Origin of the sequence: Okeania sp. SIO3B5 (assembly GCF_010692555.1) — a bacterium.
Lineage (GTDB): Bacteria > Cyanobacteriota > Cyanobacteriia > Cyanobacteriales > Microcoleaceae > Okeania.
Genome location: NZ_JAAHHG010000244.1, coordinates 1 through 14,274 on the forward strand (window position 1 = coordinate 1; position 14,274 = coordinate 14,274).

Annotated in this window: 5 protein-coding genes; 2 read left to right on the top strand and 3 right to left on the bottom strand. The window is 42.4% G+C overall.

Annotated features, from left to right (window positions below):
* Positions 1-242: 242 nt before the first annotated feature.
* From F6K54_RS26030 to F6K54_RS26040, 3 genes are all read right to left on the bottom strand, one after another.
* A complete protein-coding gene (locus tag F6K54_RS26030; protein WP_293083958.1) occupies positions 243-1,631 on the bottom strand; it encodes a WD40 repeat domain-containing protein in 1,389 nt (462 codons plus the stop codon).
* Between the two features lie 168 nt (positions 1,632-1,799).
* Positions 1,800-2,327, bottom strand: a complete 528-nt coding sequence (locus F6K54_RS26035) for a ferric reductase-like transmembrane domain-containing protein (protein WP_293083960.1) — start codon at positions 2,325-2,327, stop codon at positions 1,800-1,802.
* A 283-nt stretch (positions 2,328-2,610) separates the two neighbouring features.
* Positions 2,611-4,647 (bottom strand): DUF6851 domain-containing protein, encoded by a 2,037-nt coding sequence (locus tag F6K54_RS26040; RefSeq protein ID WP_293083963.1) that lies wholly within the window; start codon positions 4,645-4,647, stop codon positions 2,611-2,613.
* A gap of 1,033 nt (positions 4,648-5,680) precedes the next feature.
* Here F6K54_RS26040 and F6K54_RS26045 point away from each other — a divergent pair.
* Positions 5,681-6,982: an AAA-like domain-containing protein gene (locus tag F6K54_RS26045; RefSeq protein WP_293083966.1), complete on the top strand. Its 1,302-nt coding sequence runs from the start codon at positions 5,681-5,683 to the stop codon at positions 6,980-6,982.
* Positions 6,983-7,380: 398 nt separating this feature from the next.
* Positions 7,381-14,274 (top strand): Calx-beta domain-containing protein (locus F6K54_RS26050; RefSeq protein ID WP_293083969.1); only part of this gene is annotated, 6,894 nt, incomplete at its 3' end.

Genomic DNA, 14,274 nt, shown 5'->3' on the forward strand with positions numbered 1-14,274 from the left:
AGATAAAGGTTTTAGCATTTTTAGGTATTGAAAAAGTACATGGTTTTCAGCTCTTCATGGTCAAAAAGGAGCGCATTTTTAGCGCATAGTTGGGCAAAAAAATTCTCCCCTACTCCCCTACTCCCCTACTCCCCTACTCCCCCGCTCCCCTACTCCTTAAAAAGACTTTTTCAGCAAGCCCTAGTTAAGAGTTTGTGAAGCAAGAATCCCCTGTTATAATCTCTGATTTAATGGTGGGAATGTCAAAACCAACCAGACCAAGGACTAACTTCAAGTACACCTGTTGGACTCATCACTACTCGGAACAAAGCAACAGACTTCTGCTCGGTAATTTCAGATTTAGCAGTATTGAATAACTTGGGTAAAGGCGTTTGCTCTGCATATTGATTAGCTGGTTCATTAATAGTTTCTAATTTGGCGATCGCTCCATCCGCATTAACTGTTATGCAAAAAACTAAATCTTCATACCATACTGGTGTTTGTTGCCAACTTTGGTCTATTTTGTCATACAATTTTTGATTTAACTCTTCTAACTTAGCTTGATCGGTAATCTCTGAGGCAACAACTTCTACTACAGCAGATGAGGCAGTGGTATTCTGTAACTGCTTATTACTCAAAGCAGACATAGACCACAGTTTAATTTTTTGATCGGCACCTCCACTGGCAAGAGTTTGTCCATCAGGGCTAAATTTTACAGACCAAACAGGTTTATCATGACCTTTAAATGTTTCTAATAGTTCTTCTGTATCTACGTCCCACAGATGAATTTTTTTGTCGTAACTACTACTCGCAAGAGTCTGACTATCGGGACTAAAAGCAACAGATAAAACTGCTTTGTCATGTCCGTCTAAAGTGTATAGAAGTTGACCAGTTTCTATCTGCCATAACTTGATTTTTTGGTCTTGACTCCCACTAGCAAGAGTTTTACCATCGGGACTAAAAGCGATCGCCCAAACTGTGTTGTTATGTGCTGCTAATGAGTGGAGTTGTTTACCTGTATTCACTTGCCAAGTTTTGATTTGACCATTTTTACTGCCACTAGCAAGCATTTCTCCATCTGGACTAAAAGCTAAAGATTTGATGGGACTGGAATGTTTAAAACTCCTCTCAACGGAACCAGTTTTAAGATTCCACATTTTGATCGTGCCATCATAACTTCCGCTAGCAAGAGTCTGACCATCAACGCTAATAGCTATAGCTTTCACATCATCGGTATGACCTTCGAGAGTTTGAATGAGATTACCACTGGCAAGATGCCAAAGTTTGATGCGGTTATCCCAACTACCACTGGCGACGACTTGTCCATCTGAACTAATGGCAAGAGATTCGATGGCATCTTTGTGAGCATCTATGGTATTCAGCAACTCACCATTGCTGAAGTTCCAAATTTTAATTGTACCATCATAACCGCTGCTGGCCATGGTTTTGCCATCTGGACTGATAGCAACTGCATATACCCATCCTTTGTGTCCGGAAAGAGTCAGGGAGGGTAGAGTTGTTTTTTCTGGTTCCTGAGTATAGTTTGTAGTTGATGTTGAAAGCGATCGCCACAACCACAACCCACTAATATTTGTTATAGTAGTTGCTGCTATTATTGTGGCATATTTACCGAACATTTGTGGGATTAGCATAGATTTTAATCCTGATATTTCTTAATTTGGACAAAGTTGATATAGCAATTTCCATACTGGTGAGGTACAAAATTCTAGGTTTTAGGCAACAGACAACAGGTAACAGGGAAGAAAGATAAAAGTACCTCACTAGCCTAAGAAATGCTATGATTAATTGTTACTTTTGGTTTAATTTTCGGCTTTTATTTTTGCTGATTTTTTGTTGTGCTCTATCAGTTTTCTAGCAATAAATAAAATTGTGGTGCCAGTAATTCCGATTACTCCTAATGGGGTGATATGGCTCCAATGACCCCACATTGTGTATATGACGTGCCAGACTAAAATAAACATGGCAAAATATGTCAATTGATGTAATTTCTTCCAATTTTTCTTCATTTTTTTGATGCTCCAATTATTAGAAGTGATTGCTAGGAGCGTGAAAATAATTAAAGTTACTACTCCTGTTGCATATATGGAATATGTTTGGGAATCAAAAATATCAAAGTTTCTTTTGCTAAGTAGCAAAACTCCATGACCAAGAGCAAACAAAAAAGCAATTACACCTATTTCACGACGATACTTCAATAGAAATTTAGGCAGTTCTGTTTTTTTGGTTGCGGGAAAAACAATCCTCAAAATTGTTGGTAGTAAAGTGAGGATATAGAAGATTAATCCGAATAAACCCAAGTAGTTAGCAAATGGTGCTGTGTCTAGCATAATATCTCCTTACTTGCTTTAATTTTCTTAATACTTTTTTTTAATTATTTTGTATCATCCTTTTCACGGATTTGTCAATACTATATGTCAAAGTAAATGTTATGAAGTAATAAATAAGTTTCAGTAATGTTTTTAGCAATTATTGGTATGGAACAAAGATATCTTATTTATTATTTACCTAATCTGTATGGACGTTGCATGCAACGTCCCTGCTTTTAATCAGCTACAGCAATACTTTTGAGAATTGGTATAAATCCTGACTCCTGACCCCTGATAATATTACTTAAACAATGTCAATAAAATCATCAATAGCGATTGTGTTGTCCTCTACACCTTGTAATGTAATCGAGAGTCTTTGGGTACTAATGCGAGTGTCATTTCCTATCTGAGAAATTGTCAACTGCTCGAAGCTTAAACCATCTTCTAAACCAATGACATCTATTCCATCTTCAAAATCAGTGATAATATTGTCACCATCACCAAGTCCGAACTCAAACATATCTCCACCGAGTCCACCAGTGAGAATATCATCACCGGTCTGACCACCAATAATATCGTCTCCTAGACCACCATCAAGTAGATCGTCACCTTTGCCTCCATGAAGTAAGTCGTTACCATCTAAACTTTGGATGATATCATCACCTCTATTTCCATATATGAGATTATTTGCAGTTGTCCCGATTAAATCATCATCCTCATCTGTACCGATAGTGACATTAGGAGCGATCGCCAACTGAGTTTCTTGCCAGACACTTTCCGCTACCTGTTGCCCCAACGCTCTACCATTTAGGTCGCCATCTTCAAAGTGAATACCACCATAAAGACGAGAAATACCAGCTTCATCAGCAGCTTCACTAAAAGTTGCCCACTCCAAAGTTAAAGGTTCTTCCGGTGTTACGCCAGGTTCAAAACGAGACTCACCAGCTTGAAAAGTTATGGAAGCACCAAAATCGTCGCTACCAGTAAACAGTTGGAGTATTTCAGCAGCGGCAGCACTGAAGGTACTATGACCAGATACATATTCAGCAAAAGGAGGTGAAGGATCACTACCAGGAGTTTGATAGGTGAGAAAATCAGTAGCTAAAATTGTTTGAGTGCCTTCTCCAGGGCCAGCCCAAGCATCGATGGCAAAACCACCAAGCTCTGGATTAAATTCGCCAATTAATCCTAGTTCTCCTAGTTCCCGTACTGTTCGTACTGGACGAGCATAATCATAAAAAGTTTTAGATTCCCAAGTGGCAATTCCGGCATCAAATACTGCGTTACCCAAGTTAAAGAAGAGTTTGACATCCTCATCTAATGTGTTGTTATCTCTAGCTGAAACAAATTGCCCGAAAGTCATCCATGTTCCAGGAGGGAAGGATGTACCACCGCCATCTTCCCAAAATTCTGCAACTAACTTTTGTTCGTCTGTGAGGTTAGCACTAATTGCGATAACTTCTTCTGTTTGCTCAATGAATGCAGGGTTAATAATAGTGCCAATAATATCTGGAGTGATTTCGACAACTGAACCGTCTGCTAGGGTAATTGTGCGTGCTTCCAAGTCTACCTCACCATCTACTAGCAAGAATGGTTCTGGTGCTGTTGGTCGAAATACATCACCTGCAGCGAGACTAAAAGGTATGACATCACCCCACTGAGGAGTCAGGAATGTTTGTACTCGCTCTTCTTCACCGGGTTCAGCATCAATGGGAATTGTTTCGGGAGTCCATGATTCGATGTCAATGGGGTCTCCAATGGGATTAGTTGGTTCATAGTCACTGATGTCGGAGTAGGGAGTACCGTCACCATTGGGGTCATTTCCTAGTTGGTTGGAGCCATCGTTTCGACGGAATGTTAATAGTGCTTCGGCGGAGACGTTGCCAATGCCAGCAGGAGTAGTAGTATCAGTGGTTGTGTTGCTAGGATCGTAGCCAAGTTCAGCCATCAATTCGTTGAAAAGCTCTGTCTCAGTGGGAAATAATTCTGATAGTACTCGATAAGCAGCAAAACTCATGGCTTCAGTTTTGTTGGCATCGGTGTTTTCTGACAGAGGACGTTGTAGGTCATCTTCTAATTGAGTTCCTACTGCTAATGGATCGTAAGCACTCCAAGCATCGTAGATGGCTGTGTGTACGATCGCATAAGCACGGGAAGCAATGGTTGGGCCTGGGGAAGTATTGATAACTGCTTGTTGTACTGCTCGGTCCCATAAAACGGAAATACTTGGTGAAGAGTCATCTACTGTTACGAGTTGAGTTTCCGGATCGAGGGTGAGATTGATGTTATTATTAGTATCTTCAGAGTCGAAATTTTGCTGTTCTTCTAATAATGAGTTCATCTTTTTTGTTTGTATTTCTGATTATTGTGAGAGGGGAATTAGGAAAGCAATTATTTTGCTTGATGATGAATTTCTAGTAGTCAAGCTGTGAAATAATCAGCTCTCAGGCAAGGGATATTTTTGAGATGATGGCAAGTTAATGATTTTTTCTTAACTTCCTCTAATCTTCCTCTAATCTAAAAGCTATCGGCTTGGATTAAAATTATCTTTCTTCCCTTTACAAATAATCTTAATTCAGCTAAATTCAAAATGTGGAATAAGTGATAGTAAGTTTCACATGAAATTTTCACTAACTAGAGAAATGAATTAATTGCTAATCAATGTGAAAATCTTTTCACATTCAGCAGATAGTAAGGAATTTTCCTGAAAATATGATTCACATTTTATCCAGTAGTCAAGGTTTCTCTTAAAGTAAGCATTCAGTGGTTAGCTCTCAGCTATCAGCTTTATAGAATTAAAAGAATGTGTTTGTAGTGCGGGCATCTTGCCCGCGACTGGTGTACTGGTATGAAATACGCTTTAAGTCCAGGCACAGAAAAATAGGCATTGCTGAGGGGCAGGATAAATATAAGTGGTAAGTTAAGTGGGAGCAGGCATCCTGCCTGTCTCCATCCTGCCCAAAAATATCAGGAACGGGCAAGATGCCCATTCCACTTTCACTTTTCACTTCTACAAAACTATTAAAATAATCTCGCATTTATGCAACGCCGAAAATATATTGGCTGTAATTTTAATCTTATCAATGTTAATCTTGACTTTCTAATAGTCGTTAAGTTACCTTGATTTAAACAAGTTTAGCTAAACTTAATTTCTGTGGAAATAAGAAAGCAAATATAGCAGATTCCACTTTAATGAGGTACACCCGTCGCGGGCAAGATGCCCGCACTGGGAATATTTAATTGTTAATCTCTGTACTTCATATAGCTGGAATACTCTATATATTACTCTTTATTGAAACTAAAAAAAAAATCATTAGATATATCTGACAAAATAAAACGCATAGTTCCTATTAATTTTAATCAAATAAAAATTTATGAATAAACAAATTTTTGAACACATTTACTCTGGTTTGACAGATGATGAAGTAAAAACATTAAGTTTATTTTTAGCAGGTAATAAATATGAACAAATTGCTCAGTCAATGAAATGGGATACGTCAAATGTAGGGAAAAAATTAAAAGCGATCGCTACCAAATTTAATCTACCCAAAAATCATAGTTCATTTCGGGAATTTTTATTTGAAACATTCACCAAATATCAATCAAACTTAGTTAATCCTCAGTTAAGAGCTGACTATGGTTTTAAGACTAGCAAAATTATTCTTCCTGGTAGACCAGAAAAACCAGATTCTCCCTTTTATATAGAACGTTATCGAATTAAACGTTGTTCTATTGAGTCTGAATGTTATGAAAAAATAGAAGACCCTGGTTCGCTAGTGAGAATAAAAGCACCAAAACAAATGGGTAAAACTTCTCTATTGCGAAGGATACAAGCAAAAGCAAATAATAATAAATATATTCCGATTTATCTCAGATTTGATAGCCTAATTGAACCAGAAAATATCAGTAATATTAATAATTTTCTTAAAGCATTTAACAAAAATATCAAAAGTCGGTTTACTGATAGTCCAAGCTGGAAAATTTGGGATAATCACAATGCTAAAATATCTTGCACTCAAGAATTTGAAGCACTATTATATCATTTAGAGCAAGAGGTAGTATTACTCTTAGATGAAGTGGATGAAATTTTTAATTATCCAGAAATATCCAAAGATTTTTTTGCGATGTTAAGGAGTTGGTATGAAGAAAGCAATAACTTAGAAATTTGGGAAAATCTACGAATGATTATTGCTTATTCCACAGAATATCATGGCAAATTAAATATTTATCAATCCCCTTTTAATGTTGGCTTACCTATAGAGTTAAAAGAATTTACATTAGAACAGGTAACTCAGTTAGCGTGCTTACATCAACTTGAGTCAGAAATAGTTGCTCCTTTAATGTCAATGGTGGGAGGACATCCTTATTTAATCAGATTAGGATTGTACAAAATGTCTCAGGATGAATTAACAATTACAGAACTATTAAAATATGCTCCTACTGAAAGTGGAATTTATCAAGAACATTTAAGTAGACATTTAGAAACAATATTAGAAAAGACAAATATTAAAGCAGTTTTTCACAAAATATTACAAAGTAATTCTCCAGTACGTTTACCCAATAAAAATCGAGAATTACATCAATTAGAAGCCATGGGATTAATTACAATTAAAGGTGATGATGCTGAACCTCGTTGTCAGTTATATCGACAATATTTTCAGGAGCGGTTGGGATAAATAATTAATAATTAATAATTAATAATTAATAATTAATAATTAATAATTTCTTCAGTCCTGATATATAAACGCAATTGAACAACGCAGATAATCTTCTAATTCCTACTCCTTATATAGAATCCGGTTGAATAGTTATTGTATATTTGGGAGTGAGGGAGTGGGGGAGTTGGGGAGATTAAAGACTGGAAGTAATTATAGAATTATCAACTACTATATAACCGGGTTCTATATGGGACTTACACAACTTCGCAAGTGACGGCGATCACTGCATACCTTGGTTATTTTATGTAAAATCTCCTGGAATTTTCATCTAGTCCCAATTCTGGTCCGGAAAACACCCGAGGCAGAAGACCCTGATTCTATAGAAATAGGTAATAGAAACAACAACAAAAGAAAATATGGCACTCAATCCAGGAGACATTGCATTTGTCCAGTACAACGCTAAGAACCCAGATAACTTTAAATTTGTCGCTTTAGTTGATATACCAGGCTCGGAAGAAATTAAGTTTACCGATAATGGCTGGAAGTCAAACAATACTTTCCGCACTGGTGAGGGTATTATCACATGGACTACACCTGCGGGTGGTGTCTCGGCTGGAACTGTAGTTGAAATAACCAATACATCTGCTTCTGAGGGAACGAGATCGGGAAGTGTTGCCTTATTGATTGAGGGCGACCAAATTCTTGCTTATCAGGGAACCAATAGCTTCATCGCTGCTTTGAATAATGAAGGAACTGCAACTTGGCAATCTGATGCAACCGATACTAATACTTCCGCTTTGCCACAAGGTTTGACTATTGGTACGAATGCAGTTGCGATTAACGAAAAAGATAACGCAATATACACTGGAACTACGACAGGAGATAAAGCAACACTCTTAGCAGCTATTAACAATAGCACTAACTGGACAGGAGACGATTCGGGGAATCAAACTTTTAGTGGAACTTTTACTATTAGTGAAACAAGCCTAGCGATCGCTCCCAGTGGCGATGTCATTAAAACCGAAGGAAATTCGGGCAGTACCTCTTTCACTTTTACTGTCACTCGTTCCGGGGATACCACGGGTATAACTAATGTAGATTATGCAATTTCTGGTGATGCTAATGCCACAGACTTTGGAGGTACACTTCCTTCTGGTACAGTTAGCTTTGCTGCTGGTGAAACAACTAAAGAGATAACACTTAATATCTCTGGGGATACTAACTTTGAAACAGACGAAAACTTCACCGTTACCCTCTCAAATGCTACGGGTGGTGCAACAATTAGTACTGCTATTGCTAACGGCACAATTCAGAATGACGATACTGATACAGTCATATCTGGTCCCAACGAAACCCTGTACGACGGCACAACAGGTGTAACTCCTGATAATGCAAGTGCAACAGCTAACGGTCAGTGGTTGCAACATTTTAACGTAGTTCTGAATAACTCTGCTCCATTCATTGCACCTAACCCTTCATCCGTTCAAAGCACTATTACCAATGCAACTAAATTAGACACTACCAGCAACATTAACATCTATGCACTGTACAGCAATTACAATGACGGTGACGGTAATCCGGTAACACCACCTATAGCACCAAATGATTTAGTTAATTCTAATTTCCCAACCCTAGATAATACTCAGGGTTACATGGTCAACTTTACTATCCAAGTCAACTCAGAAACTAACAACGGTGACGACTACAACAGCGATGGTAAGCGAGATCGTGCAGGTTTTAGTGCCATAGTTGTGAGTCAGGATACAAGTAAGGCCATTGAACTTGGTTTTGAGACTGGTCGTATCTGGGCACAAGATGTTGTTGGTACAGCGACTACCGATTTGTTGCAAGCAGAAGGGATAGATATAGATACAACCCAGAAGCGAGACTATAATATTAAAGTTTTGGGGGATGCCTACACTCTGTTCGCTGATGGTTCTCCTATTCTCACTGGAAGTTTACGAGATTATACGGGAGTCAATCTGGGTAATTTGCCCAATGCTTATAAAACGGCGAATGGGATATTTTTAGGCGACCGCACAGACGATGCTGGAGCTAATGTTGATATTTATGATGTGTCGGTGACAACTGAGGATATAGAGCTAGCGATCGCTCCCACCGATGCTGAAAAAGCCGAAGGAAATTCGGGCAATACCCCTTTCACTTTTACTGTAACTCGTTCTGGGGATACCACGGGTGCAACTAATGTAGATTATGCAATTTCTGGTGATGTCGATGCTACCGACTTTGGAGGTACAGTTCCTTCTGGTACAGTTAGCTTTGCTGCTGGTGAAACAAGTAAAGAAATAACACTTAATGTCTCTGGAGATACTAACTTTGAAACAGATGAAAACTTCACTGTCACCCTCTCAAATGCTACGGGTGGCGCAACAATAATCACTGCAAGTGCTGACGGTATCATTCAGAATGATGATACTGGTATCAGTGAATTTCAACCTAATCCCACAGGTGTCGATCCTGCTAATGTAACTTTTGAACTAAGCGGAATACCCAACAGTTCCTTTAGTGGTTGGATCGTTAGCATTGATAGTGATTCAAGTAGTGGTAACATTGGTGTCATCGATAGAGCCTCATCAGTATCGGGAACTTTTGATAGTAATGGTTTGTTGATTGTCGATATTCCCGATCTGGAAAACCCTTCATTTACCGTCGCCCTTTTGTCTGATTTCACAGGAACTGTCGGCACTACGGATATTGACACTGACAATGACGGAGTAGCAGATGAGATATCAACCTTTGACAATGTTTTTGATGCTATCGGTGTACCTGATGCAGCAAGCGATGAAACATTTTTGTATGCAACGGAACTCGGTGGAACTGACTTTGTTTATACAGGTGATGAACCAAGACTTATTTTTAGAGATGCCAGCCTCGGAGAACTTTATGCTATCAACGATCCAGATGGCGACCAAGTCTTTGATATCACCGGGACTGACGTAACACCAGGTATTTTTGATAGCGATCCAACTGTAGGTACTGATACCTTTGGTTATATTAATCCTAGTAATGCAATAACCCTAGCGATCGCTCCCACCGATGCTACTAAAGCTGAAGGAGATTCAGGCAATACATCTTTCACCTTTACCGTCACTCGTTCTGGCAATACAACAGGTGCAACTGATGTAGATTATGTAATTTCCGGCGATACTGATGCCACAGACTTTGGAGGTACAGTCCCTTCTGGTACAGTTAGCTTTGCTGCTGGTGAAAAAAACAAGACAATTACAGTTGATGTCTCTGGCGATACTGACGACTCAGAAACAGATGAAAACTTCACTGTCACCCTCTCAAATCCCACTGGTGGAGCCACAATAACCACTGCAACTGCTAGTGGCACAATTCAGGATGATGATAACAACAAGGCTCCAGTTACTACCCTTCCTGCTAGCCCCACCTTCAGCGAAGACAGCACCAACAATACTATTTCCGGGATTTCTATTGCCGATATCAATGACGACAATCAAACTGTTACTATCACCGTCACTAATGGCACCATTTCCCTCAACGGCACGAGCGGACTAGCCTTTACTACAGGCGATGGCACGGATGACAACAACCTCGCCTTTAGCGGGACGCTAACCAATATCAACAACGCCCTTAATAACCTCACCTTTACCCCCACGGCTGATTTTAACGGTTCGGCTTCCCTCCAACTTCAAACGGAAGATAGCAACGGTGGCACGGATGACGATACTCTCTCTATTACTGTCAACAATGCTCCCGAAGTCAATAGCATCAAACGCAAAACCCCTGCCAGTACTACTACTAATGCTAATAGCGTTGTTTTTGAAGTCAACTTCTCGGAAACGGTCAACAACATTGATACCGGGGACTTCGCCCTCAACGCCACAGGAGTTACCGGGACGATCGCCTCAGTATCTGCCGCTAGCGGTACAACTGTCGATGTGACAGTAAACAGCATCTCTGGGAATGGCACGTTGGGTCTGAACCTGGTAGATAACGACAGCATCACCAATAGCAATAGCGTTCCCTTGGGGGGTGTAGGGATATCTAGTAGCGGAGATGGTAGCTTTACGGGACAAACCTACAGCCTGGATAATACAACTCCCAGCATCAGTTCTTTCAGCCGACTTTCTCCAGCTACCAACCCCACCAACGCCGATACATTAATCTTCCGCGCCACCTTCTCCGAAGACTTGCAGAACGTGGATTATGCGGACTTTGCCGTTAATGGCAGCACTACCGCCACAGTTACCAATGTCAGCACGGTTAGCGCTTCGGTTTATGACATCACGGTATCTGGGGGCGACTTAGCTAGCTTTAATGGTGTAGTAGGACTGGACTTGGCTGCCGGAGTTGATATTACCGATAATGTAGGTAATGCCTTACCAGGAAGCGAACCGACGACAGATGAAACCTACAGCCTGGATAACACAACTCCCAGCATTAGTTCTTTCAGCCGACTTTCTCCAGCGTCCAACCCCACCAACGCCGATACTCTGGTTTTCTTAGCCACCTTTAGCGAAGACGTACAGAATGTAGGTACGGCAGACTTTGCGGTTTCTGGTGGTAGCACAGCTACAGTTACCAATGTTAATCAAACCAGCGCCTCCACTTACTCCTTGACAGTATCGGGTGGGGACTTAGCTAGCTTTAATGGTGTGGTAGGACTAGACTTGGCTGCCGGACAAGATATTGCAGATAATGCAGGTAATTCCTTACCAGGAAGCGAACCGACTACAGATGAAACTTACAGTCTGGACAATACTGCTCCCACCGTCACGATCGAGCAAGCTGTAGGTCAAGCCGATCCCACCATGTTCTCTCCCATCAACTATACCGTCACCTTCAGCGAAACCGTCACTGATTTTGCAACTGGAGATGTGACTCTCGGTGGTACAGCGGGAGCCACTACTGCCCTCATCACGGGAAGTGGCACGACGTACAATGTTGCCGTTAGTGGCATGAGTGGGTCGGGGACTGTCCTCGCGAGTTTGGGGGCAGGAGTAGCGACTGACACCGCAGGTAATACCAGTGCCGTCAGTACCAGCAGTGACAATTCCGTCAACTTTCTCATTCCTCCCACGTTAGACCTCAATGGTGGCGCAGCGGGCATCAATTACAGCGCCAGCTTTACGTCTGGTGGTGGCGCGGTGGATATTGTCGATAGCGCCAACCTTAGCGTTACGGATGATGGAGCAAATCTGATCGGCGCAACGGTAAGCATCACCAACTTGTTCGATGGTACAAATGAAGTACTGAGCATCGATACCTCGGGCACAAGCATTTCATTCAGTTACGATTCCGCGACTGGTATTCTGAATTTAGCGGGGAACGATACGGTCGCCAACTATCAGCAGGTTCTGCGGACGATCGAATACAACAACGCCGCCACTTCGCCCAATGATGCAGATCGCATTATCGAGTTCATCGTCAATGACGGCAGCGCTGATAGCACAACGGCAACCACGACACTGGATATCATTCCCGTCCCGAATATCGCCCTTTCCTCAACGGCCATCCCCGCAGCCAGTGTTCTACAAGGCACAACGAACCATCCTCTCTATCAGCTCAACTTAGGTGTCACCACTGTCAACGCCGAGCTAACTGGCGCAACCTTCACTACCGCCGGAACTTATACCACTTCCGACATCGTTGCCAATAGCTTTGAACTCTTCTACTCCACCGACACCACTTTCGACGCAGGCGATACCTCCCTGGGAACCAAAGCCGTCGTCACCTCTGGGAATACCCTCGACTTTACTGGGCTTTCCCAGACTATCAACAGTGGCACAACGGGCACATTGTTCCTGGTCGCCGATATCGCCACTGGAGTCACCGATGGCAACACGCTTAACATCATGGCTCCCACTCTGAACGATATTACCTTCACTTCTGGCAACAAGACTGGCACACCCACCGCCGCGGGTACGCAAACCTTCGACGCAGTTCCTACCATCGCCTCAATCACCTCAAGCACAGCAAATGGCCCTTACAAGACTGGTGAGATCATCAATGTCACCGTTAACTTTTCAGAAAACGTCACGTTGGGTGGTGGCAATTTAACGATCGCTCTTGACACGGGTGGCACAGTTAGCATCAGCCCCTTTGCCTCCAATACGGCATCAGGAAGCTACACGGTTGGTGCTGGCGAGAACAGCAGCGATTTGAACTCGAATTCGCCCTTGGTACTGGCCGGGGGAGCAACGCTCCAAGACGCTACTGGAAATAATGTTACTTTGACGGTTCCGGACGGACAGTCGTTGGCGGACAACAAGGACATCGTCATTGACACCACCATTCCTGCTGCTCCCAGCGTGCCAGATATGACTGATGTCACGGATACTGGCAGTTCCAATTCTGACAATATCACCAACGACACGACTCCCACCTTTACCGGAACGGCTGAGGCCAACAGCACCGTTGAACTCTTCAATGGCGCAACCTCCCTCGGCACAACCACCGCTGATGTTTCGGGGGACTGGACAATCATCGCCAGCAGTGCCCTTGTGAATGGCACTCATACAATTACGGCGACGACTACTGATGCAGCAGGCAACACGAGTGTCGCATCGAGTGGTTTGCAAATCGTGATCGTCACAGCCACACCGACAGTTACCCTGAGTGCATCCGTTTCTCCCCTAGCAGAAAATGGTGGCATTGGCACGGTTACGGCGACGCTATCGGGTATCGCGGTTGATCCGGTAACAGTGGTTCTCGGTTTTACAGGAACAGCAACTGGAGGCGGGACTGACTACACTGCAAGTGGAACGCAGATTGTCATTCCTACTGGAATGACAACGGGGAATATCACTGTAACAGGCAATGACGATGCGTTAGATGAAGTAGATGAAACTGTCATTGTCGATATTACTGGCGTTACCAACGGCACGGAAAGTGGGATACAGCAAGAAACTCTGACTATTACTGATGATGACGCACCACCAACTCCAGAGCCTACTCCGGAACCAACTCCCGAGCCAACGCCGGAACCAACGCCCGAGCCTACTCCGGAACCAACTCCCGAGCCAACGCCGGAACCAACGCCCGAGCCTACTCCAGAACCAACGCCCGAGCCTACTCCAGAACCAACTCCAGAACCAACTCCGGAACCAACTCCAGAGCCTACTCCGGAACCAACTCCAGAACCAACTCCAGAACCAACTCCAGAACCAACTCCAGAACCAACGCCCGAGCCAACGCCAGAACCAACTCCAGAACCAACGCCCGAGCCAACTCCAGAACCTGCTCCAGAACCAACGCCCGAGCCAACGCCCGAGCCAACGCCAGAACCAACTCCAGAGCCTACTCCAGAGCCAACGCTAGAA